A 24,420-nucleotide genomic window follows, 5' to 3' on the forward strand; every position below is an offset into this window, starting at 1 on the left:
CGGCGGGGTCATACCGCGTATTCGTGGATGACGGAACGTACCACTCCCCACACCTGACATTCGAGATCAAAGATGGCAACCGGTGGATACATCGCATTGCCTGAGCACAGATAAGGGCGCTGCCCGATCAGCTCATAGCGCTTGACCACCACCTCACCCTCGACCAGCGCCACCACGATATGCCCGGGACGTGCATCGATGGAACGGTCCACCACCAGCGTATCGCCTGGATAGATGCCGTAGCCTTCCATGCTGTCACCCGCCACCGTCATGAAGAAGGTTGCCGCTGGGCGCTTGATCAGCCGTTCGTTGAGGTCCAGCGTGCGCCCTGCGTAATCCTCGGCGGGTGACGGGAAGCCGGAAATGCCTGCCCGGCTAGTGACAGTGGGGTGTGGCAACGCACAGCGCTCAGGTGCCGGGTGAGGGCAAGCCAGTGTCTCGTGGGAGGCTATAGCTGCAGAAGTGGTCATGGGTGGAGTCTCCTATCGATACTGTATATGAATACAGTATCGGTGCTGAGGCGCTCACAGGCAACTACTGATCCATGCGAGTGCTGCACATTCATGAGACGCAGATCAAGCGCACTGAACCTGTGTGCAATGGTAGAGATCGAGAAAAGCTGCTAGCGAGAAAATACCTTTGCAGATCGTGTGTTTGCGTTTCCAGGGTGTCCGCATTACCTTAATTATTCCTTATATAATAATATTAGAGGTGGACGATGCGGCTTTCGATGTTGGCGATGGGCTTGGCCTACGGGTTGTGTACTGTCAGTGCACAGGCTGCGGACTATCAAGACGTGCAGGATGCCGTTGAGCAACAGCGAGAACCCTTGCTGAAGACCTTGGAAACGCTGGTCAATGTGGATTCGGGGACGGGTTACAGTGAAGGGCTGAGCGATGTTGAAGCCATGCTCACCCAGCATCTCAAGGCCCTTGGCGCACAGATAGAGACGTATCCTGCCAAGACCTATGGCGGCAATACGATTGTCGGCCGGATACAGGGCGAGGGCAGCCGCAAGATCATGTTGATGATCCATTACGACACTGTCTTTGATGAAGGTGCCGCCACTGAGCGTGCCTTCCGTATCGAGGATGGACGTGCCTATGGCCCGGGTGTGGGAGATGCCAAGGGCGGCGTCGCCGTTATTCTGCACAGCCTTGAAGCACTGAAGACACTGGGATATGACGACTACGGCCAAGTCACCGTGGTCTTCAATCCGGATGAGGAAAAGGGCTCTCCGGGATCGCATGAGGTGATTCACAAGCTGTCCGCGGATCAGGATGCCGTTCTGGTCTTCGAGCCAACCTTTGCTGAGCCAGGGGTAGATGCCGTGACGGTTGTCACCAAGGGCATCAACTACGCCTTTCTCGAGGTGAAAGGGCGTGCATCGCATGCGGGTGGCGCACCTGAGAAAGGGCGTAATGCCATCATGGAACTATCACATCAGCTGCTGCAGCTGGATGATCTCGGTGATGCGGACAAGCAGACGACGCTCAACTGGACGATCGTGGAAGGCGGCGCCAAGCGCAATATCATCCCTGAGCATGCCAAGGCAGAAGGAGATATGCGCTATTTCGATAGTAGCGAGTATGAGCGCGTTCTGAATGAGGCTCAGAAAATCACTGAGAATCAGCTGGTTGAAGGTACCGAGGTAGCGTTCCATCTCGAAAAAGGGCGTCCGCCGCTGCCTGACAATCCTCAGAGTCAGAAGCTTGCCAAGCAGGCACAGAAGATCTATCAGGAGCTTGGTCAGTCGCTGCAGGCGGTCGAGATTGGCGGTGGTACCGATGCGGCCTACGCCTATCATGAAGGGTCTGATAAGCCTGCAGTACTCGAGTCTCTCGGTCTCGTCGGAGGTGGATATCATAGTGACAAGGAGTTTGTGCTTGTCGATAGTGTGGTGCCGCGTCTTTATCTGACGACCCGTATGATCATGGAGCTCTCCGACGAAGCGTCTGATGACTGAGCTGGATAGTGGAGTGTGACAACTGACGTTGACGGTGCAAAGAAGCGTTATCGTTTTTGATGCTAGACCGAAGACGCCCCAGCCTTTGAAAGGCTGGGGCGTCTTCAGTCGTGGCTAACGCCAACATGGGGCGGGAGTCTTCAGTCGTGGCTAACGCCAACATGGGGCGGGAGTCTAAAAGAGAATATCGCTACGAATAATGTACTTGGTGCCCGAGGTAATGGATTCACCGGCATGTACGCAGTGAAGAGGGTGAGCGCCGTGTGGGAAACACAGTACCGCGCCCTTGGGTGTTGATACCGACACGGTTTTTACGTCATCGCGTGACTGGGCTGGCTTGCCAGGTTCAGAGCGACTGACTAAAAACTCGGTGCGTCCGCCGTCATAACCATCACTGAGGAAGATGAGGAAAGTGTACTGACTCATCAGGCCAGGATAGGCATCCATCACGATCTGCCCATCGATGACGCGACTGCCTGGCCAGGCACCATCGGTATGTGGCTTGAAGAAGTCGCCTTTCTCGTAGCGATAGAGACGGAACCGCGCATTGATCCCCTTGGCAGATCTTCCCTCGATCATTTCGGATACCAGATGGCCAGCACGTGCCCAGATGACTTGATCGATGGCCTCACTGACAATCCAGTTGACGTTATGGTTATGACGTACCGAGCGAGGTAGCGAGACAGGGGCATCCTCGTCGAAGCCCATCTCCTCTGCCGCTTGTACGAAGTTATTGGCTTCAGTGGGTGTCAGCACATTGAGTAGCTGAAAGGCGCCTGGCACTTCGTCGATATCCTGACGCGTCGGCTGGAGGGTCGCGTCGGTCTCGTAGAAGGTGGCGACATCACCGTTGTCACTCCAGATGGGCAGCGGTGTGGGATGAAAGCCGCGCTCATGACTGACGGCGTGAAAGGCTAGGCTCATGACAATTAACTCCTTGGGTGTCGCGTGAATACGAAAACCTTGATCAGTAACGTGATCGTAAGGAGGGTGCTGTGCGACAGCCACGAGGCTAGAGCAATCGTGAAAGCGACGAAAGGTGAGTCTATGCAATTGGCTATTGCCGATTCGGCACTAATGGCTAATGGCACGATAATCCAAACCCCCGTCAGCCACTGGCAGGGAGTGGGATACACGGGCTGTCTAGTGTCCACTTGTCAGGTGCAAGCCGACGATGGAGAGAACGATGACGCCAATGCACGCCATGCGTCGCAGTGAGAAGTACTCCTTCCAGAACATTACGCCGATCACGGCGCTGACCACGGTTCCGATACCGGAGAAGACGGCATAGGCAATGCCCAGGCTGATGCTGTCCATCGCGAGATAGAGCAAGCTGAGCGAGGAACTGAAGCCGATCGCCACCAGCGCGACGCCCAGGCGGCGGCTGTTTTTGGCGTACTGGTTGAAGCCGGCGACACCGATGACTTCACAGAAGCCGGAGGCGATCAGAAATACCCAATCCATGGTGAAGCTCCTGTTCAATCAGTGGCGGGACGCTGCGTCGTTGCGTCGTGTGAACCCGGCCGCCCGTTTGAAGGCGTGATCGAGGCGGAAGTGGGGGCGGTCTTCAACAGAATGATCCCGATGAGCATCAGCGCCACGAAGCCGAGGGTCGACCAGTGGAATTCGAGATCGAAGAACAACAGATCAGCGACGACAGTCCCGACGGTGCCCAGGCCTACGAAGATGGCATAGGTGGTACTGGCGGGGAGCGTCTTGGCGACCTGTGTCACCAGACTCAAGCTGATGATGACCAGCAGGACGGTCAAGGCCCATTCAAGAGGACTGTCAGCCAACTTGAGGCCGATGGCCCAGCCAACTTCACATAGCATCGAGATCAGAAAGAAGAGCGTGATACGCATGAAGAGGAGAGTTCCTGTCGTTAGGCACGGGGCCGATAGTCGATGGCCAAGCCAAGAGTGTGGGCGGCAAACAGCGGCATGAAACAGTTGCGGCCATGCAGAGAGCACCAGCATGTGGTCTGCAAGTGATCATGAAGTGGTGAAGCATGAGTCTTTGCGATTAATTTAATTAGAATATTTGAATATATAGCACGGAAAAGCGGGGCATAAGCCCCGCAGTGAGAGAAAAGGATAAAGGGGGTGTCAGGAAAAGTCGCTGATCACGTCGCAAGAGGAGTCACCGCACTGACGGCAGGCGCAGTTACCGTCTCGGTCACCAGTGTGCGCTGGGGTTGTGCCAGATAGGCTTCCAGCGAATCATCCATCGCCTCAAGCCATGTCGTGTGGTGCTTGGGCGCCAGCGTGCCGGTCATCAGTGAGCGATAGGAGTAGTCACGGAAGGTCATGATGTTCTCGTGCTTGTGATGTTCCCACTCCAGGAAGGTGCGGTTGACGCCATCGATATCGAAACTCGGGTAATCGGTTTCGCCAATCAATGATTTCACGTAATCCCCCTGGAAGAGGATCATCGACCCATCGTCATCCAGCGTTTCCTCGCGGCCGCGCCATGCCAGGCTATCCGCCTTCATTACGTCCACTGAGGGCAGGGCGATAGCATCGAGAATCACGTCACGTACCCACCAGGCCTGGGCATCAAACATGTTGAAGGTGTACCACTGGTCCTGCATGCCGAGATAGAACAGACGTGGGTTCTCTTCCCACACCACACCCTTGTAGAGGCCCAGTGGCCACATGCGATTGCCGGTCTTGAGGCGAAGCGATTCTTCCAGATACGGGAAGTGATGCAAATAGCCGGTGCACAGGATGATGGCGTCGATGTGCTTGCTGCTGCCATCCTTGAAGTAGGCGATATCGTTCTCGACGCGCTCCAGCAGGGGCTTTTCTTCCCAGTTGTCTGGCCAGGCAAATCCCATTGGCGCGGTACGATAGCTAGTGGTGATGCTGCGTGCGCCGTACTTGTAGCACTGTGAGCCGATGTCCTCAGCTGAGTAGCTGCTGCCGATCAACAACAGGTCCTTGCCCTTGAATTCCAGTGCATCACGGAAATCATGGGCATGCAGAATACGGCCATTGAAGGTAGAGAAACCGGAGAATTCCGGCACATTGGGCGTCGAGAAGTGCCCGGACGCCACGATGACGTGATCAAAGACTTCACTGGTGACTTCATCGAGTGCCTGATCGTGAACACTCACCGTGAATAGCTGCGTCACATCATCGAAGGTGACCTGACGTACCGGGCAGCCAAAGCGGATGTATTGACGGACGCCGGCTTTCTCGACACGCCCCTTGATGTAATCAAAGATCACCGCACGTGGCGGATAGGAGGCGATGGGACGTCCGAAATGTTCTTCAAAGGAATAGTCCGCGAATTCGAGGCATTCCTTGGGTCCATTCGACCACAGATAACGATACATGCTGCCATGCGCTGGCTCGCCATGCGCATCCAGTCCAGTGCGCCAGCTGTAATTCCAGAGACCGCCCCAGTCATCCTGCTTTTCAAAACAGACGATCTCGGGAATGTCGATTCCCTTGTCAGCGGCGGATTGAAAGGCGCGAAGCTGTGCCAGGCCACTGGGCCCTGCACCGATGATCGCAATACGTTTGGTCATGGGTGTCGTCCTGTTCTTGTTGTGTCGTCTTGCTGTCGCGGGTCGAGGCGAGAGCATCGCGTCGATGATCGCTCACACTGAAACAGGCTAACGGGATGGTGCCGGGCTGAAAATTGCTCGGAAAGGGTAGCCAATTAGGGGTAGTCATCCGTCAGAAGCCCGGCAAGGTGCTCGATATGAATGGAAAAACCGATCGTGATCATGTCTCCTCTTCCACGGCAAAGATGATGCCTTCCACGGCCAGTGGTGTGCCGTCGGGCGAGTAGATGCCATGCCCTTTCTCCTGCACATGGACCAATGTGCCTGTCAGGTGACGTATGCGATATCGCAAGGTGAAGGGCGCATGCGCCTGCAGCGCCTGCTGGACCTTGTCCCAGACGCGATCGGCATCTTCTGGGTGGATGATGTCGCCGTAGCTGAGTGGCGGATGATTGAGCAGTGCCTCAGCACTGAGCCCCGTCAGTCCAAGGCAACCTTCACTGACGTATTCCATTGACCAATGGCGATTGTTGAGCGCGCGATACAGCATGCCAGGCAGGCCGCTGGTCAACTGCGTCAGGCTGCGCAGGCTGGCAGCATGAATCTGTTCACGCTGGACCTGTTCGGTGACGTCGCAGAGCAGCAAGGTGGCAGGCCACGGGCCCTTGGTCGCTGATCGCTGGCTGCGCACATCGCACCAGCGATAGTGATTGTCTTGTCCCAGGATACGAAGTCGCCATACACCAGGGTGAGCGCTGATCGAGAGGTGGTGGACCAGCGCCTGCCATTGCGCCAGGTCTGCCGGATGTAGCGCCGCCATGAGGGATGCGGGAGGCTCCATCGACATGCCGCCGTGGCCATCACGAGCGGTGCCATGAGTGTCACCACGAGTGACGTTGCCTCGCAGATGATGCCAACCGGCAGAGGTATAGAGCAGCTCGCCGCTGGCCTCTATCACCACCACGGTATCCCCCAGGCTTGCCAGTATGTCCTCGGCCACGAGAGTCGCGGGTAGCGTGACCGAAGAGCGAGAGGCTGCTGCGAGATGCTCTAGTGGCCCCCTCATGCTGAATCCTCCTGGTAGGGTGTCTTGCTGAGGCCACTGGCCATATCACGTGATCCCCCGATGCCGTGGGTCTTGTGAGCACTGTCTGGTGCGAGTGGATGTGCGTAGACCCAGGCCGCCAGTTCGAGGCGCGAGTGCAGGTTGAGTTTGCGTAGCAGATTCTTGACGTAGACCTTGACGGTGCTATCGCTGATGCCCAGTTCGCGGGCGATAAGCTTGTTGCTCAGCCCTCGGCCAATCCAGGTCAGGGTATCGCGCTCGCGTTCGGTCAGCCCCTCCCAGCCATCGGGTGGCGCAAGGCGGTAAGAGGGGGCTATCGCATCGCCATGGTCATCCGGCGTATCGGGGCGCGTGTCAGTCGTGCTGGTGCGTATTTCAGCCGTGCTGGAAGCCTCGATGCTGGCGCGATGATCGCGTTGCAGGCGTCGCGCCAGCATCAGGATCGATTCCTCATCCAGCCCCAGCTTGCCTTCGATGACCGCTTGCAGCCGCTCAAGAATGAGGTCTGGGTTCGTGTCCTTGAGCAGGTAGCCATCGGCGCCTTGCTGGATCGCATTGAGCAGGTTGTCACTGTCATCCGAGGCGGTGAGCAGCACCACCTTCAGGTTGTCATCGAGCGCCTTGAGGCGCCGCATCAAGGTGATGCCATCAATCTCAGGCATCTGCCAATCGACGATGATCAGTGCCGGGGCGAGTGTGGTGACAACCTCTAGCAACGCCAGACCGCTGTCGAATTCTGCCACTATCTCGAAGTGGCCGCCTTCACTGAGAAGCTCGCCCAGACCACGACGAAATAGAGGATGGTCATCGACGAGTACCACGCGTATGGCGGTCATGGGGCCATGCGCTCCCAGTGCAGTGTCACGCGAGTGCCACCGCCATCTCGTGGCATGACCGCAAGCTGCGCGCCGATGCTGCGAGCACGTTCCTGCATGATCCCCAACCCGAAATGCGCCGGCGCTACCTCGGCGGGATCAAAGCCGTGGCCGTTGTCCTCAATGACGACCAGTACGTGTGCTGAGTCCGGATAGTGACATTGAAGGCGTGCATGTGAGGCATGTGCGTGACGTACGGCATTGGTCAGCGCCTCGCGCACGATGAACAGCACATGCAGAGACTCGGTTTCAGGCAGGTGTAGTGAGGGAATGCGGTTATCGAGTTCAAACACCATCGCGGAGCGCGTCTCGAATTCTTCTATCAATGTCGCCAGCACACTGGCGAGTGAGGCATCTCCCCAGCTGGCATGTGCGCCATTGATGAGCTCGCGCGTCTGGCGATAGGCGCGGCGTGACTGGGTGTGAACATCACTTGCCAATGTCTGGAGGGCTTCATCCGCGTCACGGGTCGCTCTGGCGAAGCGTGCCGTCTGCATCTGCAGGTAGCTCAATTCCTGAGCGAGGGTGTCATGCAGCTCTGCGGCCAGTGTTCGACGCTCCTTGAGGATGGCGTCACGCACGGCGGTCTTGATGACCTCCGCCGTGTGGGTATGTCGCTGATGGTGTGCTATTAGGCCATGGGTGAGTATCTCGCGCATATCGGCCTGTCGTGGGGCATCCGCGCTCAGATGAAGCCAGACGCTGGTGCCATCTGCCAGAGACAGCAGCGGATGCCAATGAGGGGAAGGCGCACTGCTGGACATCAGCGCCTTGGACAGCTGACGTGCCAGTGATCGGGACAATGTCGGGGCGCCAGCGGTTGATAGGGTGTCAGGCTCTTGAGATTGCACACGCGTGGTAGGTGCTGGCGCAATGAGGCGCAGACCAGGTTCGCGTGAGGTCTGGACAGGTGTCTCGTGTCCGACGGCGCCGTGGGTACTGTGCGCCCCATTGGCGCCGCCAGGGGAGCAGTAGATGACGCTGCCCTGTGCGGGTGTCTCCGTTGCTGTCCTGTCCATTGGCGGGAGTTGTCGCGCCGCGAGGTACGGGTGTTCGAGCGTCGCCAAGGGCAGCAACTCGGCCAGCAGGGCAGGTAATTCACGTGGCAGGTCATCACAGGCCGCGATTCGCAATATCAGCGTTTCGGCCTGAAGCGCCAGAGGATGATCTCTCGAGAGCACCGCCTTCTGCGCTCCAGCAGCATGACGACCGGTTGATGGGTCCTCTGCGGCGGAGGCGTGGGTATCCACGCTGCCTTGCCATCGTGACCACATCTTCGTCATCCCCAGACCGATATTCATGCAAGCTCCCTGTTCTGCTCATGATCGTTGACGTCTGGTGATACCCGCGCATCCGGCCGTGATCACTGACACGTCAAGCGCTCGGCATTCCCCTCAAGTCCTCGATATTCAGCAAGCTTCATGCCAGCGGATGGATTACCCCTTCCGGATTACCCCTCTTGATGGATTGTCGTTATCTCTACTGGGGGTAAATTTAATTCACCGTGAAGAACATCGCGGAATGCGTTTCGTCGTGGCGCAGGTAGCAGCGTCTACTGCACCACGAGGGGTCATTGATGACGACAGCCGGCGGCTGTCACAAGAGGTATCACCACCATGGGACTTGCAGTCGAGCTACCCGCGGTTCAGCCATGTCGACCCTTTCGCTATCGTATTGCCGGGTTGGAGGCACTGACGCTGACACTGGCGCCTGGCGACAGCCTTGAGGTCGTGTCGGTGGATGGTGAACAGCCATGCGAGTGGTGGGTCATCTGCCCTGACACCGGTATCGATCTAACGCACTGGGCGCGGGCGAGTCGTGCGGTGAAGGGTGACGTTCACGCCGCATGTCTTGTTGAGCATGGCATCGGGCCTGAGCAGCTTGGCTTTCGCCAGCACATTGCTGCTGCGGACTTGCCTTGGGAATATCACTGGCCAATGGACGCGCCGCTGGCCAAATGCGTGATGCTTGCACCGGGTCATGAGATGACGATGGCAGGCGAGCATCTGGCGACTGAGCTTGAGGTCTCTCACTGGCGGCATTCTCTTGCTGCCCAGGAAGCGCTTCCCGATCCATTGGCGCAGGTGAAGCAGGAGGTAAGAATCGCAGCGGGTACGGTCGAGGTCTATGAGGTAAAGAAGGGCGACTGGATCCAGATCATTGATGTGGCAGGGCGGCAGTGCTCCGACTTCGTAGCCTTCGATGCCGGTGCCTTGGCTCGCGGCGAGGAACTGGGGCTGGACGGAGGGGCAACACGCAGTCTTTCCGGACATGCCATGCCGCAGCCGGGTCTTTTCTCCGTATTCTTCGATCAGAATCTGCAGCCAATGCTGGAAGTGGTGCAGGACACGGTCGGGCGCCACGATAGCTTCATGTTGGCCTGCTCACCTCAGTATTACGATCATCACGGCTACTTTGGCCACGATAGCTGCACGGTCAATTTCAACAATGCACTCTTTGCGTCGCATGGCATCCGCAAGCGTGCGAGCTGGCCGGCCATCAACTTTTTCTACAATGCCTATCTGGAACCCTGCGGCACGTTGTCGGTGGACGAGCCGTGGTCACGCCCTGGAGACCACGTGCTGTTGCGGGCAGACCGTGACCTCGTGTGTGCCTCGTCCGCCTGTCCGGATGACATCGACCCCGCCAATGGCTGGGTGCCGACCGATATTCATGTGCGCATCTATGACGCTGAGCACGATTTTCCCCGTGGAATCGCCTACCGCAACAGGCCCGAGGAACTGCCTCGCATGACACTCCCCACCGCTTTTCATTCCTGCACCTCCGCGCTGACCAAGCAGTTCGTCGATTACAACGGATATTGGCTGCCCACTGTCTATGAAGGATGGGGCGCGCGTGCCGAATACCTCGCCTGCCGTGAGCGCGTGGCCATGATGGATCTGTCGGCGCTGCGCAAGTTCGAGGTGGTCGGGCCAGATGCCGAGCGACTGCTGCAGTACGCGCTCACCCGCAACGTGCGCCGGCTCTCCGTAGGTGAGGTGGTGTACTCCGCCATGTGTCAGGAGACCGGCGGCATGCTGGATGACGGCACGCTATTCAGGCTTGGCGAGCAGGCCTTCCGCTGGATCTGTGGCGACCCCGCCAGTGGCCAATGGCTTCGTGATATTGCGCAGCGGGAGGGCTATCGCGTCTCGGTGCGTGATTCATCCTCTCAGTTGCACAACATCGCCCTCCAGGGCCCCAGGAGTCGCGAGATATTGGCGCCGTTGATCTGGAATGCACGCACTCAGCCGGAGGTTCAGACACTGGGCTGGTTCCGTTTCATGATCGGGCGACTCACCGGGCCGGACGGCATTCCGCTGATGGTCTCGCGTACCGGCTATACCGGTGAGCTGGGTTATGAAATCTGGTGCCATCCCGAGCATGCCGAAGCGGTGTGGAGTGCCATCTGGGAGGCCGGCAAGCCACATGGCCTCGCACCGTTGGGCCTGGATGCGCTCGATATGCTGCGCATCGAGGCGGGATTGATCTTTGCCGGGCATGAATTCTGCCCGCTGACCTCTCCCTATGAGGCGGGGATTGGCTTCACCGTGCCGATGAAGAGCAAGGAAGATGACTTCGTCGGGCGTGCGGCGCTGCAACGAGAGGCTCCGGAATCACGCCAGCGGATCATGGGACTCAAGGTGAGTGGCTACGAGCAGGTACACCATGGCGACATGATCTATCACGGTCGCTATCCAGTGGGCGTTGTCACCAGCGCGACCCAATCGCCGCTGCTCAACCAGTCCATTGCGATGTGTCGTCTGGCGCCTGACTACGCCAGTCCCGGTACGACATTGGAAATCGGCCAGCTGGATGGCCATCAGAAACGCCTGGCAGCTGAGGTCGTCTCATTGCCGTTCCATGACCCTGAGCGTCTGAAGGTGCGTAGCTGACGGACAACCTGGCGGCAATATGCGCAAGGATGCACGTCACATCACGGTGCAATATCTCCGCTGATTGCCTCACCGAATGGCACTCGGCGGGAATGCACACCCCAATGTGCTTCATATGTGAAGGTGCGCATTGACTTACAGGGAATTTTATTTGAAATCAGGGAGTTGAAGAAAGGGTGAATCAGGTGGCATCTGGCATGTCACTTGCTTCATTACAGAGGGTCCCCTTAACAACAACAACAACCTCCGCAGGGCAATGCCTCTGATTGCCTGTACCGCGAGAAGGAGAATCGACAATGGATGAAGCGAGTCTGAAAAGCATATTGGATATGCATCAAGCCATGAACATCGAGGTGTTCTATTGGTGGTGTACCGCGATCATGTTCTTGATCCATGCCGGATTCCTGGCCTATGAAATTGGCGCTTCCCGCTCGAAGAATGCGCTGGCATCCGGCATGAAGAACGTGCTGACGCTAGCCTCCATCATTCCTGCGTTCTACTTCGTGGGCTGGTGGATCTACAACGCCTTCCCCAATGGACTGATTCCCATCGATGCATCGGCGGCCTTGCCGTGGAGCGCCAGCATGCGTCCAGACGTCGATGACATGGGCACTGGCATCTTCTTTGCGGCGTTCGCCCTGTTTGGCGCGACGACAGGCTCCATCCTGTCGGGTGCGGTGATCGAGCGCATTCGTCTGGGAGCCTTCCTCACTCTGGCCGTGATTCTCGGTGCTGGCGTCTGGATTCTGGCAGGTGCCTGGGGCTGGCATCCGGATGGCTGGATGCTGCACAAGCTGGGCTATCACGATGTGGGCGCGGCAGGTGTGGTACATGCGGTGGCTGGCTTCTTCGCATTGGGCGTCGTGCTGAATCTGGGCGCGCGTATCGGCAAGTACCGCGAGGATGGCACGCCACAGGTCATCGCCCCACACAACATGCCGATGACGTTGATCGGCCTGATGCTGATCATCGTCGGATTCTTCGGCTTCCTCGGTGGCTGCATCATCTTCAATACCGGCGATATCGGCTGGACCACCATCTACGGCAATCGCACCAATCTGTCGGCCTTTGCCTTCAATACGTTGATGGGCTTCGGTGGCGGTGTGATCGGTGCCTACCTCTCCTCGCGTGACCCGTTCTGGACCATGTCCGGTGCACTGGGTGGCATCATTACCGTGGCGGCAGGGCTTGATCTCTACAACCCAGGCCTGGCCTTCGTGCTGGCGGTCACCGGGGGCGCATTGATGCCGAAGATCGGCGCGATGCTTGAGAAACGTGGTGTGGATGACTCAGTTGGTGCCTTTGCGGTCCATGGCTTCTGTGGCTTCTACGGCGTGGTGCTGGTGGGTATCTTTGCCGCTGGCTTTTCCAATGCGGGTGAAGGCGTGCCGGACATCTCCTTCACGGGTCAGCTGATAGGTGCAATCGTGATGGCAGTGACAGGCTTCGTGCCAGGCTGGGGTATTTCCTACGCACTCAAGAAGTTCAACCTGCTGCGCGTGCCACCGCATGTTGAGGTGCTGGGGCTGGATCTATTCGAAGTCCCCGCCAAGGCCTACCCGGAGAGTCTGGCCTCCGAATCCTATTCCAGCGTGCCGGCACGTTCCGGTGGCGTGGTCGCAGCACCGATGGACAAGCGTCCGGACATCAGCTGAGGCTTGGGGATCTCTCAACCTTTCTGACCCTTGGCCCGCTTGTTGCTGCATGCCCTACAGAATGAGTGGGCCAACCCGTTTTCTGCTTTCGCAAGGAGTCTTGTCATGGAAACTGTCGATACTGCGGTACACGCCGCCAATTACGCGTTCTTCTTCAGTAACTCGGGGATGGTGGCCGTCAGTCTGTTGATTGCAGCGGGTATCTGCATCGCACTGAGTGTCAACATCCTGCGCCACGAGAAATCCGCATTCCGCAGCAAAAAGACGCCCTGACTGACAGGTAAGATGTTGGCTAGTGAATAGTGTGAAAAACGCCGCAGAGCCTAGCTCTGCGGCGTTTTGCGTCATGCAGGGCCGTTTCAGCTGCCGTTTCCCAGGCTCTGACCGTCTTGCATCTTGCAGGAGAAGCGTTGCTGAATATCGCGGCTTTCGCCCTCGATCAAGCCGATTACGATATCCACGGCAGCCTTGCCCATGGCATCGAATGGCTGCTCGATGGAGCACAGCGTAGGGGAGAGTAGCTGTGCGATATCGTGGCCATTGAAGGTGGCAAGCGACATCTCGGCGGGTACCTTGATTCCGTGGCAGTGAAGAAGTCCAAGAACACGAAAGGCGAGAGAGTTGTGAGTCGTCAGCAGTACGCTGGGACGCTGCTGTGCCTTCAGCAGCTCCGTGATCAATGCCTCGCTGCCGTCGAGGGATAGCGGTAGCTCCTTGACATCGATATGTTGCGCTAACCCCGCAGCCGTCATGGCTTCACGGTAGCCTTGTGCGCGCAAGGCGTAGCGCTGGGCGCTCTTGAAGTCGCCTGCCAGAAGCGTGATGCGCTGATGCCCAAGAGAGATCACATGCTCGACGAGTTGTTGCATCGCAAGACGGTTCTCTGCAGCTACGAAAGGATACTGGCTGTGTTCCTCTTCATTGAATAACAACACGAAGGGCACTTCCAGTTTCTCGAGCAGTGCAAGGTGCTCATCCAGGTGTGAAGAGCCCAGGTTGACGACCAGCCCGTCCACGCCACGTGCGATGAGTGTCTCGAGGGCGAGCCGTTCATCGGCAGGCTCATAGGCCGTCGTCATCACTAGCGCGGCATAGCCACGCCCACGACAGGCACGCTGCAGGCTCTCGACCGCCCAGGAGTAACTCTGCGGAATGATGCTGGGGATGACCACGCCGATGGTGCGTGAGCGATTTTCCTTGAGCGACTTGCCGACGAAGCTCGGGATATAGCTCAGCTTCTCGATGGCAGCACGGATCCGCTCAGCGGTATCGTCGTTGACCAGTGCGGTCTGATTAAGATGTCGGGAGACTGTCGCAGTGGAGACACCGGCCTCTTTCGCGACTTGAGCAATGGTCGCACGTCGTTTCATATCATGTTTTTCCTGAGTGTTTTCTCACCGTCATATGGTTGTCACTTTACGCGTCAATAATGACAATCATGTTATGTAATCGATTACATGTACGCAATTCCTCTTTGTATTGCGGAGATGATGGCAATGGCCTCCATTGAATTGAAAGCGCTCGAGAAGCACTACGGGGAGCAGCGAATCCTCAAAGGCATCGATCTGAGCGTGCGTGACGGTGAATTCATCAGTTTGGTAGGCGCGTCCGGCTGCGGTAAGTCCACCTTGCTGCGTACCATTGCGGGCCTAGAGCGACATAGTGCTGGCGAGATGACCATCGATGGCGAGCCAGCATTGCACCTGAAGCCTGCCGAACGCGATCTGGCAATGGTATTTCAGTCCTATGCGCTCTACCCGCACCTGAGTGTCTTCGACAATATCGCCATGCCGCTTCGCATGCGATGTAATCGATTACATCGATTACCGTTACTAGGTCGTTATCTGCCGGGTGCTTCAAGGCGTGAAGGCGAGATTCGTGCTCAGGTTGTGCAGGTTGCGGAGAATCTTCAGATCACATCGTTGCTATCGCGCAAGCCCGGCCAGCTTTCGGGTGGCCAGCGCCAGCGCGTCGCATTGGGTCGCGCGATGGTGCGCAAGCCACGCGCCTTCCTGATGGATGAGCCGCTATCGAACCTGGATGCCAGCCTGCGGGTGCGCATGCGTCAGGAGCTGGTGCAGATGCATCGTGCGCTGGGCAGCACCTTCATCTATGTCACCCATGACCAGGTTGAGGCCATGACGATGTCAGACCGGGTTGCGGTGCTGATGGAGGGAGCGTTGGTGCAGGTCGCGAGTCCGGATGAGCTGTACCGGCGTCCGGCAGATATCCGCGTCGCACGCTTCATCGGCACGCCAGCGATCAATGAACTGCAAGCCACCGTAGCGCCTGATGGACGGCTGTGTCTGAGTGAAATCACGGAAAGTGCGCCGCTGGGCTGCTGGTTGCCGGTAGCCAAAGGCACTCGCGTGACACTGGCCGTGCGGCCGGAAGGACTGAGCTGTGTGCCTGCTGGCAAGGGGCATGTGCAGGGGCAGGTGAGTTACATGGAAAACCTGGGAGCTGAGGTTCTGGTGCAGCTGAGCTGCGAGAACGGCCAGGTGCTTAGCATTCGGGCGACACCACAGGAGGGCCGCGAGCTGTCAATCGGGCAGCCACTAGGCGTCAGGATCGCGGTGGATGCACTGCATATGTTCGACCACGAGGGGCTGCGTATCGATCAACAGCAAGCGGATGACAGTTCCGCGCAAGCCTCCAGTGCCATGCGTCTCAGTACCTTGATGGGCGGGGAGGTGAATCATGGCTTTGCCTGACGCACTGCAGCGCTATCTGAGTCGTCACAGGGGGCATAGAGCAGAAGCGCTCTGGGGACTGGCGCTGAGTGGACCGGCCATGCTGCTGATGCTGGTGTTATTGATCGGGCCGCTGCTGGCAATCACGCTGCTTTCGTTCAGCGACTGGCAGCTGGGCATGCCGGCGATGGGCTGGGTCGGTGTCGACAATTATCGCCAGCTGGCAGCCGATGACGTCTTCTGGCAAGCGGTGCGCAATACCGCCGTCTATGTGCTGGTGGTGATGGTCGGGGCGGTGGGTCTGGGACTTCTGTTGGCGCTGTTGATTGAAGGCTGTACACGGGGCAAGGCGATCTATCGCACCCTGTTCTTCCTGCCAGTGATGGCCTCGTTGGTGGCGATGACCATCGTGTGGGAATTCCTGCTGCATCCCGAATTCGGGTTGATCAATCAGCTGTTGATGATGGTGGGTGGCGAACCACGTAGCTGGTTGCGCGATGAAGACTGGGCGCTGGCGGCGCTGTGCGTGATCGGCATCTGGCATCAGGCGGGTTTCAACATGGTGCTGTTCATGGCCGGCCTGACGGCGGTGCCGCGCACGCTCTATGAGGCTGCCGATATCGATGGAATACCCCGAGGCTTCACGCGCTTCAGACTGATCACCTGGCCATTGCTGGGGCCGGTCACGCTGTTCGTGGTGGTGATGACGGCAATCAATGCATTTCAGGTTTTCGATACGGTGCAGATTCTGACTCAGGGCGGACCGAGTCATACCACTGAGGTGTTGCTGCTGACACTCTATCGCGAAGGATTCGAGTTCTTCCGCACCGGCTATGCCGCGGCCATGACGGTGGTATTCCTCGGTGCAGTAATGCTGATCACATTGCTCAAGACACGCTTTTTGGAAAAGCGAGTGCACTACTCGTGAAGATGGTGACCCCTATGCAAATGACTTCCCTGAGTTCTCGTTCCACGGCACATCAGCACGTTGACCGTGTGGTGACCCAGTCTGCTCGTATGGCTGTCGATTGGCCGCTGATGCTGGGCACACTACTGCGCCATGCGTTGCTGATCAGTCTGGCGCTGGTGATGCTGTTGCCTTTCGTATGGATGCTGCTGACCTCCTTCAAGCCTGCCGATGAGATATTCACCAACCAGTTGCGTTGGCTACCGGAAAATTGGGCATTGGTCGACAACTACACCAAGGCGCTGACGGAATCTTCCTTGCTCGGTTACATGGGCAACGGCGCACTGGTGGTGATCGCGATCTTCGTCATTCAGGTGGTGGTCTCGGTGCCGGCAGCCTATGCGCTGGCCAAGCTGGACTTCCCCGGTCGCAAGGGCTTTTTTGCCGCCGTGTTGCTGTGCCTGATGGTACCGACCCAGGCTGTGGCGATCCCCTGGTATCTGGAATTGCACTATCTGGGCCTGCTCGACGGTTTCTGGTCGCTGGTGTTGCCGTTCTCGCTGTCAGTGTTCGGCATCTTCCTGATGCGTCAGTTCTTCCTCGGTATCCCGGATGAGCTGATCGATGCCGCTCGCATGGATGGCATGAGCGAATGGCGCATCGTCTGGTGCGTGGTGTTTCCCAATGCAATTCCTGCTGTGGTGTCCTTTGGCATCTTCTCGGTGGTCGCTCACTGGAATGATTATTTCTGGCCGCTGATCGTGCTCAACAGTCAGGAGTTCTATACCCCGACCCTCGGCGTGGTCGATTTCCGTAATGCGGAATCAGGCACTGATTACGGCGCTCTGATGGCAGCGGCAACGCTGGTGGTAGTGCCACTGATGGCAGCTTTTCTACTTGCCCAACGGCGCTTCATTGAAGGTATCTCGATGAGCGGCATGAAATAGCGCACACATCGCGACGTTGGATGAACCTGCTTTGCACACGTAATTCCTGCACCTGTCTCTGAATCTGCACCTGTCTCTGAATCTGAATCTGAACCGCATCACACTCTCTGCTTCTGAACCGCATCACACTTCGGAGTTTTAGATGAAAAGTCCCACGTTAAGCCTCATGAAGCGTTCCCTGAAGACGGCTTCTGCATTGTCCCTGCGTACTGGTCTGGCGTTGAGTAGCGTGGCATTGATCAGTCCGGTATTCATTGCCCCGGCACATGCTGCAGATGAATCAGTCGAGCTGGTGGTGCAGTATGCCTATGGCTCGACGTTCAACCCGGCCATGGCGCGCCTCAAAAGCGAGTTTGAGCAGGCCAATCCCGACATCAGCATTCGCTATCGTGCGCCGTATGAAAGCTACGAAGAGGGCAGTCAGAAGGTGATGCGCGAGTCGATCATCAAGCGTATGCCTGATATTTCGTTACAGGGGCTGAATCAGGTGCGTCCGCTGGCCAATCGAGAGATTGCCGTTGATCTTACGGCCTTCATCGAAAGTGAGACTGATTTCGCAGCGGCAGGTTATCGCGGGCCGATGTTGGATCTGGGCCGTTTCGATGGTGGTGTCTACAGTTTGCCGTATGCCGTGTCGTTACCGATTGCCTACTACAACATGGAGCTGCTGGAGAAGGCCGGTTGGCAGAGCGATGCATTGCCCAGTGATTGGGATGAGATACTGAAGGTCGCCAGCGACATTCGCGCGCTGCCTGAGGCCAATAACGGCATGTACTACGAGTGGGATATCACGGGTAACTGGCTGTTCCAGGCGCCGGTCTTTGCGCGTGGCGGTCAGATGACCCGCAATGACGAGCACGACGTTGCCTTCAATGATGACTCCGGTCGCTTCGCGCTCAAGACGCTGTCGCGGATGGTCACCGAAGCCGGCATGAGCAACATGGGCTGGCAGTCTGCGTATGCCTCCTTCGCGGCTGGCAATACGGGCATCCTGATTACCTCTGTCGGTAGTCTGCAGAGCCTGAGTGACCAGATCGGTGACAAGTTCACCCTCAAGACGGGGGCTTTCCCGGGTGTTCAGCCACAGGGTGGCCTACCGGCCGGTGGAACGGCGATGGTGATGTTGACGCGCGATGCTGACAAGCAGCAGGCCGCCTGGCGCTTCATGAAATTCGCGACTCAGGGGGAAGGTGCGATCATCGTCGCTGAAGAGACCGGCTACGCGCCGCCGAACCAGAAGGTCAATGAAGAGCAGTTGAGCGACTTCTATGCGCGTCACCCCAATCGTGCGGTGATGGTCCAGCAGCTGCCTCTGATGCAGCCCTGGTATGCCTTCCCTGGGGCCAATGGTCTCAAGATCACGGACATCATCAAGAATCACATGGAAAGCATCGTGACCGGCAAGCGCGCTGGGGAAAGTGATGCTGTGCTGGCAGAGATGGCAGAAGACGTGCAGGTACTATTGCCACATTGAGTGGCTCACTGCATGTCTTGCATGTTGAGTGAAATGTCAGGGTATCGATCATCGTGATGCCCTGGCCCCTTGCTGATCCTCGTCTCTGGAGTCATGTGACATGAAGCTGATCCATCTGACCGATACTCATCTGGTCGCCCCTGACAAGCGACTTTACGGGCTGGACCCACGCGCACGGCTGGCGGCGGCAGTGGCTGACATCAATGCTCATCACGCGGATGCGCTGGGCGTGATCATCAGTGGTGACCTGTCCGATCGCGGCGAACCTGCCGCTTTTGAAGCCCTGCGCGATGTGCTCGATGTGCTGGTGATGCCGTATTACCTCGGCATGGGCAATCATGATGACCGCGATAACCTGTTGGCGGCATTTCCTGAACTGCCATGCGATGACAATGGCTTTGTGCAGTATGCGCAGATCTTTGGTAAGCACACGGCAGATGAATGCGTGTTGGTCATGCTTGATTCAGCGATTGCTCACGATCCTGCCGGCTTCTTGTGTGAAGCGCGTCTGGCCTGGTTGGATACGTGCCTGGCCGAGCACCACGATCGGCGTGTATTGCTCGCGCTTCATCACCCGCCCATGGCGCTTGGCATTCGTTATATGGACGATATTCGGCTGACAAATCCTGATGCACTGGACGGCGTGATCAAGCGGCATGGCAACGTCGAGCACCTGTTGTTCGGTCATGTACATCGCCCAGCCTCAGGTGTATGGCGCGGGCTGTCCTTCTCTACATTGCCGGGCGTCAATCACCAGGTCGGGTTGGATCTGGTATCCGATGCGTACTGTCTTGCCGGCAGTCATGAGCCACCGGCGTATGGCGTGCTGATGATAGAGGCAGAGCAGGTGGTCAATCATCTGCACCTCTACATGGATGACAGTCGTCGTTACTTCTTCCATGACACTCTTGAAGCTGCGCAATCTCTCGAAGCACTGGATGAGCTGATTCAACAGCAACGTGACCAGGTGATCCCCACGCGTGAGCGTGACGCCTGTATAGCTGTCGATAGGACTGAGGGTCAATGATGAGCAAGCCGTTGTTTGTATTTGATTTTGATGGCGTGATCGCTGATAGCCTGACGTTGTGCCTGCAAGCCTGTGAGCATGCTGCATATCAGGAAGGGCGCAATATCACGCTGGCGCGGGATAGCTGGGAAGCACTGGACAACGTCACCTTTGAAGAGATGGCACGACATCACGGTTTCACCGGTGAATCCGCAGCGCGCTTCGCGGCGCATGTGTTCGCCTATACGCGCAAAATGACACCGCCTGCGGTATTTGCTGGCATGCGTGAGTCGCTGTCAGTACTGGCCGAGCAGGGTGAAGTAGTTGTGCTGTCTGCCAATCACAGCGAGATGATTCGTGCCACGCTCGCCTCCGCCGAGCTGATGAACTGTGTGAGCCAGGTACTGGGGGGGGAAGTGGCAGGGAGCAAGGGAGCCAAGTTGGGTCGTCTGTTGGCGGAGCCGTCGGTGGAGCTTGAGGCCAGCTGGATGATCGGTGATGCTGTCAGCGATATTCGCGCAGCACACGATGCAGGGTGCCGCGCGGCTGCCGTCAGTTGGGGATGGCAAAGTCCATCGCGACTTGCCAGCATGCTGCCTGAGCGGATGATCGCTCATCCACGTGATCTGGCAATGCTAAAAGCGTTCGCGCCTGATCAGTGCCTGACAGGCGTTCAAGCTGTGGCGCTGAAAGAAGACGTCGCGTAATGCGTGACAGCTAAAAAATTTGTGCTTGATAGACCTCGTCATTGATTGAAATTCAACTGGCGAGGTCTATAGTCAAGGCGCTCGTCATTCATTGACGAGGCAAGACACACAGGAGAGCCAACGGATGACACATAAACGCAAGGTGCAGGACAACGCCCTGAAAGCTGTATTGCGTACCCCGATGTTCAAGCAGCGCATCGTCAAGGCACGCAAGGGCAAGGGTAGCTATCAGCGAAACGGCAAGCAGCAAGGCAAGGTTGTCAACAGAGAGGCTCCTTCAGTCAGCACGATGCGTCTCATCAATGTGATGCGCGCTGCTTGAAGAAGCCTCTCTGACCGATGATCGGATGGTTCCATGAAAACGCCGCCGAGGGTGACCTCGGCGGCGTCTGCGTGTCTTGCTTTCAAGAATCAGGCGTCAGCGAGACTGTCTTCCTCGGCCTTGGGCGCAGCCGCCTTTTCAGGCGTACGCTGTGGCTGTGCCAGAAAAGCCTCCAGCGAATCATCCATCGCTTCAAGCCATGGCGTGTGGTGCTTGGGTGCCAGCGTGCCAGTCATCAGCGAGCGATAAGAGTAGTCACGGAAGGTCATGATGTTCTCGTGCTTATGATGCTCCCACTCGAGGAAGGTGCGGTTGACGCCATCGATATCGAAACTCGGATAATCGGTCTCACCAATCAATGATTTCACGTAATCCCCCTGGAAGAGGATCATCGACTCATCGTCATCAAGCGCTTCCTCGCGGGCACGCCATGCCAGGCTATCCGCCTGCATTTCATCTACTGAGGGCAGGGCGATGCCATCGAGAATCACGTCACGTACCCACCAGGCCTGGGCATCAAACATGTTGAAGGTGTACCACTGGTCCTGCATGCCGAGATAGAACAGACGTGGGTTCTCTTCCCACACCACACCCTTGTAGAGGCCCAGTGGCCACATGCGATTGCCGGTCTTGAGGCGCAGTGATTCTTCCAGGTATGGGAAGTGATGCAGATAGCCGGTGCACAGGATGATGGCATCGACATGCTTGCTGCTGCCATCCTTGAAATAGGCAATATCGCTCTCGACCTTCAACAGCAGAGGCTTTTCTTCCCAGTTGTCCGGCCAGGTGAAGCCCATCGGCGCGGTGCGATAGCTGGTGGTGATGCTGCGTGCACCGTACTTGTAGCACTGTGAGCCGATGTCCTCAGCTGAGTAGCTGCTGCCGATCAACAACAGGTCCTTGCCCTTGAATTCCAGCGCATCACGAAAGTCATGGGCATGCAGAATACGGCCGTTGAACTCCGAGAAGCCCGGGAATTCCGGCACGTTGGGCGTCGAGAAGTGCCCGGATGCCACAATGACGTGATCAAAGACTTCACTGGTGACTTTATCGAGTGCCTGGTCATGAATATTGACCGTGAATCGCTGTGTCGTGTCATCGAAGGTGACTTGACGTACCGGGCAGCCGAAGCGAATGAATTGTCGGACACCCGCTTTCTCGACACGCCCCTTGATGTAATCAAAGATCACCGCGCGTGGCGGGTATGAGGCAATGGGGCGTCCGAAATGTTCTTCGAAGGAGTAGTCAGCGAATTCGAGGCATTCCTTGGGTCCATTCGACCACAGATAGCGGTACATGCTGCCGTGAACGGGCTCGCCATGAGCATCCAGACCGGTACGCCAACTGTAATTCCAGAGACCCCCCCAATCGTTCTGTTTTTCAAAACAGACGATTTCGGGAATATCGATACCCTTGTCAGCGGCAGATTGAAAGGCGCGAAGCTGTGCCAGGCCACTGGGCCCTGCGCCGATGATCGCAATGCGTTTTGTCATGGGTATGTTGTCCTATTGATAAAGATGTAATCAAGAATATTGATAGAGTTCGATAAGCAGTATGTCTGCTAGTGATTCCTTGCGTTGGAGGGTGGTAATTGGATTTAGAACGGTAATGTAGACTATCAATAAACGTCTTTTCCAGGTGCTACCAAAGAACTGAAATGTTCGCGAAGTTAATCTCGCAAAAAGTTAATTTGTCAACCAGGTATTGGATAAATGGATAGCCACGGTGGCGTATCGTCGCAGAAAAGAGGTGTCATCTCAAATTCTGCCAAAGATAATTTCAGTATCATCAATAAATTCAGAGTGTTTATTTGAATTTTTCCATTGAGAAACAACTATTGTTGTAGATTGTTCTATTGATGATTAGAAATGATCATATCGTTACGTATGAAGTTTTTATTTAAGTAGTTGATTTTTCAGAGATTGATTGGTGTTCAGTATCATTCGGGAATGATGGGAGATTCATGTGATAATATAAAAGTCTCACGTTATTAATGATTATTATTAGTGCGTGATGTCGTTTCTGTTGATGCGCCAGTAAGACGAAAATACAGAAGGAGAGGAATGGAAATATTAAGTGCATGATTGTAATTAATGGATATTGAAGGCTCGTGCTATTCCGCCACTAGTGAATTAATGGTCTCAATGAAAAACCTGAAAATCAAGCGTTCGCGAGAACGTATTTTCAATACTAGAGTAATGACAGTGACATCCGATTGAATAGTCAACAACAAGACCATTCATCATCTGATGGAGTCAGCAGTTGTGTGCCCTGTCTCCATAAATGATCGGGACTGGTTCCTCCTTGCACCATCAAAATCTTGTCAGTTTGTCATTGAGATGATGCCCACCCTGTACACCATAAGGAGGTATTGACAATATCCGTCATCGAGTGAATATTAGTATACCATTATGGAAAGCGGGATTCAGGCACTATCTCTTTTGTGAATAAGATATATAAGGATAAGAGGTATGTCAGTAACGTTTCGTCAACTACGTGTATTTGTGACTGTCGCTAGACAACGAACATTGACTGCTGCCGCTGAGCAACTCTTCCTGACGACACCAGCTGTCAGCATGGCATTGGGAGAGTTGGAGCGACAGTACGGTCAAACATTATTTGATCGTCACCGCAATCGTCTTTATTTGAATGACTATGGACGACAATTACTCCCACTTGCTGATGAGTTGCTCACGCGAAGTCATGATATCGATCATTTTTTTGACACTTCACAGATAAGTGGCACATTACATATTGGTGCTAGCTATACTATTGGTCACCAGGTATTACCCAGACTCCTGAGTGAGTTTCGTAGGGCCTTCGGGCATGAGCAACAGAAAATCACCATTGCGAATAGTACGACTATCTGTCGCTCACTCGAATCATTTGATCTTGATGTCGGATTGATCGAAGGACGAATCGTCGATGAGCGCTTTACCATTGTGCCTTGGTGTCATGATCGGATGTTGATTGCTGTTGCAGCTAACCACCCTTTAGCCGATAGATCGAATGTCGAGATAGAAGAGTTATCGAGTTATTCTTGGTTACTGAGAGAGCAAGGTTCTGGAACCCGAGAACAATTTATGCGTTTTGTCGCCCCTCATCTACCACAATGGAAGTTGGGGCTTGAGATAAATTCTGCAGAAGCGATCATCAATGCAGCTGCAGTAGGGCTTGGAATCACCTGTGTCTCAGAGCTTGAGGCCTATCGTGCTCTCAAGGATGGTCGTCTGAGAGAAATTTCGATAGGGATTGAAATGCATCGTGAGTTCAGTATGGTGCTACATAATAATAAATACTGTAGCCCGCTGATGCAGGCTTTCTTTGACTTCTGTCTTGGCTTTGAAAAACAGCAATTATGGGAGGGTATGTAGTATTGAATGTACATTGAGGTT

Annotated in this window: 22 protein-coding genes; 12 read left to right on the forward strand and 10 right to left on the reverse strand. The window is 56.2% G+C overall.

The window, feature by feature from the left end; all coding sequences use genetic code 11:
* Nucleotides 1–8: 8 nt before the first annotated feature.
* Complete coding sequence (locus GQR90_RS06920; protein WP_158773452.1) at nucleotides 9–470, reverse strand: LexA family protein; 462 nt, start codon at nucleotides 468–470, stop codon at nucleotides 9–11.
* 248 nt (nucleotides 471–718) lie between these two features.
* On the opposite strand from GQR90_RS06920, the gene GQR90_RS06925 reads away from it, so the two are divergent.
* Nucleotides 719–1,966, forward strand: a complete 1,248-nt coding sequence (locus tag GQR90_RS06925; RefSeq protein ID WP_158773453.1) for a glutamate carboxypeptidase — start codon at nucleotides 719–721, stop codon at nucleotides 1,964–1,966.
* Nucleotides 1,967–2,140: 174 nt separating this feature from the next.
* Here the strand turns inward: GQR90_RS06925 and GQR90_RS06930 are convergent, their stop codons facing one another.
* From GQR90_RS06930 to GQR90_RS06960, 7 genes are all read right to left on the reverse strand, one after another.
* A complete protein-coding gene (locus GQR90_RS06930) occupies nucleotides 2,141–2,890 on the reverse strand; it encodes a 2OG-Fe(II) oxygenase (protein ID WP_158773454.1) in 750 nt (249 codons plus the stop codon).
* Between the two features lie 219 nt (nucleotides 2,891–3,109).
* A complete protein-coding gene (locus GQR90_RS06935; RefSeq protein ID WP_158773455.1) occupies nucleotides 3,110–3,430 on the reverse strand; it encodes a DMT family transporter in 321 nt (106 codons plus the stop codon).
* Nucleotides 3,431–3,444: 14 nt separating this feature from the next.
* A complete protein-coding gene (locus GQR90_RS06940; RefSeq protein WP_158773456.1) occupies nucleotides 3,445–3,828 on the reverse strand; it encodes a DMT family transporter in 384 nt (127 codons plus the stop codon).
* A gap of 260 nt (nucleotides 3,829–4,088) precedes the next feature.
* On the reverse strand, nucleotides 4,089–5,498 hold the full coding sequence (locus tag GQR90_RS06945; protein ID WP_158773457.1) for an NAD(P)-binding domain-containing protein: 1,410 nt from the start codon (nucleotides 5,496–5,498) through the stop codon (nucleotides 4,089–4,091).
* Between the two features lie 199 nt (nucleotides 5,499–5,697).
* Nucleotides 5,698–6,543, reverse strand: a complete 846-nt coding sequence (locus GQR90_RS06950; RefSeq protein ID WP_158773458.1) for a PAS domain-containing protein — start codon at nucleotides 6,541–6,543, stop codon at nucleotides 5,698–5,700.
* Nucleotides 6,540–7,379: a response regulator gene (locus GQR90_RS06955; RefSeq protein ID WP_158773459.1), complete on the reverse strand. Its 840-nt coding sequence runs from the start codon at nucleotides 7,377–7,379 to the stop codon at nucleotides 6,540–6,542. Before GQR90_RS06955 ends, GQR90_RS06950 begins: the two co-directional genes overlap by 4 nt.
* A complete protein-coding gene (locus GQR90_RS06960) occupies nucleotides 7,376–8,719 on the reverse strand; it encodes a sensor histidine kinase (RefSeq protein ID WP_158773460.1) in 1,344 nt (447 codons plus the stop codon). Before GQR90_RS06960 ends, GQR90_RS06955 begins: the two co-directional genes overlap by 4 nt.
* A 315-nt stretch (nucleotides 8,720–9,034) precedes the next feature.
* Here GQR90_RS06960 and GQR90_RS06965 point away from each other — a divergent pair, with 315 nt between their 5' ends.
* The 3 genes from GQR90_RS06965 to GQR90_RS06975 all read left to right on the forward strand — a co-directional run bounded on the left by GQR90_RS06965 (nucleotide 9,035) and on the right by GQR90_RS06975 (nucleotide 13,242).
* Nucleotides 9,035–11,314, forward strand: a complete 2,280-nt coding sequence (locus GQR90_RS06965; RefSeq protein WP_158773461.1) for a DUF1989 domain-containing protein — start codon at nucleotides 9,035–9,037, stop codon at nucleotides 11,312–11,314.
* Nucleotides 11,315–11,610: 296 nt separating this feature from the next.
* The gene (locus GQR90_RS06970) at nucleotides 11,611–12,969 is read left to right on the forward strand and encodes an ammonium transporter (protein ID WP_158773462.1); all 1,359 of its coding nucleotides are present in this window, start codon (nucleotides 11,611–11,613) and stop codon (nucleotides 12,967–12,969) included.
* A gap of 105 nt (nucleotides 12,970–13,074) precedes the next feature.
* A complete protein-coding gene (locus GQR90_RS06975) occupies nucleotides 13,075–13,242 on the forward strand; it encodes a hypothetical protein (RefSeq protein ID WP_158773463.1) in 168 nt (55 codons plus the stop codon).
* Between the two features lie 86 nt (nucleotides 13,243–13,328).
* On the opposite strand, the gene GQR90_RS06980 is transcribed toward GQR90_RS06975, so the two are convergent.
* Nucleotides 13,329–14,339, reverse strand: a complete 1,011-nt coding sequence (locus GQR90_RS06980) for a LacI family DNA-binding transcriptional regulator (RefSeq protein WP_158773464.1) — start codon at nucleotides 14,337–14,339, stop codon at nucleotides 13,329–13,331.
* A gap of 126 nt (nucleotides 14,340–14,465) precedes the next feature.
* Here GQR90_RS06980 and GQR90_RS06985 point away from each other — a divergent pair, with 126 nt between their 5' ends.
* The 7 genes from GQR90_RS06985 (at nucleotide 14,466) to arfA (ending at nucleotide 21,025) form a co-directional block, all read left to right on the forward strand.
* The gene (locus tag GQR90_RS06985; protein WP_158773465.1) at nucleotides 14,466–15,683 is read left to right on the forward strand and encodes an ABC transporter ATP-binding protein; all 1,218 of its coding nucleotides are present in this window, start codon (nucleotides 14,466–14,468) and stop codon (nucleotides 15,681–15,683) included.
* Nucleotides 15,670–16,590 (forward strand): carbohydrate ABC transporter permease, encoded by a 921-nt coding sequence (locus GQR90_RS06990; protein WP_158773466.1) that lies wholly within the window; start codon nucleotides 15,670–15,672, stop codon nucleotides 16,588–16,590. Before GQR90_RS06985 ends, GQR90_RS06990 begins: the two co-directional genes overlap by 14 nt.
* A 14-nt stretch (nucleotides 16,591–16,604) precedes the next feature.
* A complete protein-coding gene (locus GQR90_RS06995; protein WP_233266468.1) occupies nucleotides 16,605–17,516 on the forward strand; it encodes a carbohydrate ABC transporter permease in 912 nt (303 codons plus the stop codon).
* Nucleotides 17,517–17,682: 166 nt separating this feature from the next.
* The gene (locus GQR90_RS07000; protein WP_158773467.1) at nucleotides 17,683–18,990 is read left to right on the forward strand and encodes an extracellular solute-binding protein; all 1,308 of its coding nucleotides are present in this window, start codon (nucleotides 17,683–17,685) and stop codon (nucleotides 18,988–18,990) included.
* Nucleotides 18,991–19,090: 100 nt separating this feature from the next.
* The gene (locus GQR90_RS07005) at nucleotides 19,091–20,017 is read left to right on the forward strand and encodes a phosphodiesterase (RefSeq protein WP_158773468.1); all 927 of its coding nucleotides are present in this window, start codon (nucleotides 19,091–19,093) and stop codon (nucleotides 20,015–20,017) included.
* Nucleotides 20,017–20,703 (forward strand): HAD family hydrolase, encoded by a 687-nt coding sequence (locus tag GQR90_RS07010; RefSeq protein ID WP_158773469.1) that lies wholly within the window; start codon nucleotides 20,017–20,019, stop codon nucleotides 20,701–20,703. The genes GQR90_RS07005 and GQR90_RS07010 overlap by 1 nt, the downstream gene beginning before the upstream one ends.
* A gap of 124 nt (nucleotides 20,704–20,827) precedes the next feature.
* Nucleotides 20,828–21,025: an alternative ribosome rescue factor ArfA gene (arfA, locus tag GQR90_RS07015; protein WP_158773470.1), complete on the forward strand. Its 198-nt coding sequence runs from the start codon at nucleotides 20,828–20,830 to the stop codon at nucleotides 21,023–21,025.
* Nucleotides 21,026–21,114: 89 nt separating this feature from the next.
* Here arfA and GQR90_RS07020 read toward each other — a convergent pair whose 3' ends face one another.
* Nucleotides 21,115–22,518 carry an NAD(P)-binding domain-containing protein gene (locus tag GQR90_RS07020; RefSeq protein ID WP_158773471.1) on the reverse strand — a complete coding sequence of 468 codons (1,404 nt, stop codon included), beginning with the start codon at nucleotides 22,516–22,518 and terminating at the stop codon, nucleotides 21,115–21,117.
* Nucleotides 22,519–23,496: 978 nt separating this feature from the next.
* On the opposite strand from GQR90_RS07020, the gene GQR90_RS07025 reads away from it, so the two are divergent.
* Nucleotides 23,497–24,399 carry a LysR family transcriptional regulator gene (locus GQR90_RS07025; RefSeq protein ID WP_158773472.1) on the forward strand — a complete coding sequence of 301 codons (903 nt, stop codon included), beginning with the start codon at nucleotides 23,497–23,499 and terminating at the stop codon, nucleotides 24,397–24,399.
* The last annotated feature ends 21 nt before the right edge of the window (nucleotides 24,400–24,420 follow it).

Source organism: Cobetia sp. L2A1 (genome assembly GCF_009796845.1).
GTDB lineage: Bacteria > Pseudomonadota > Gammaproteobacteria > Pseudomonadales > Halomonadaceae > Cobetia.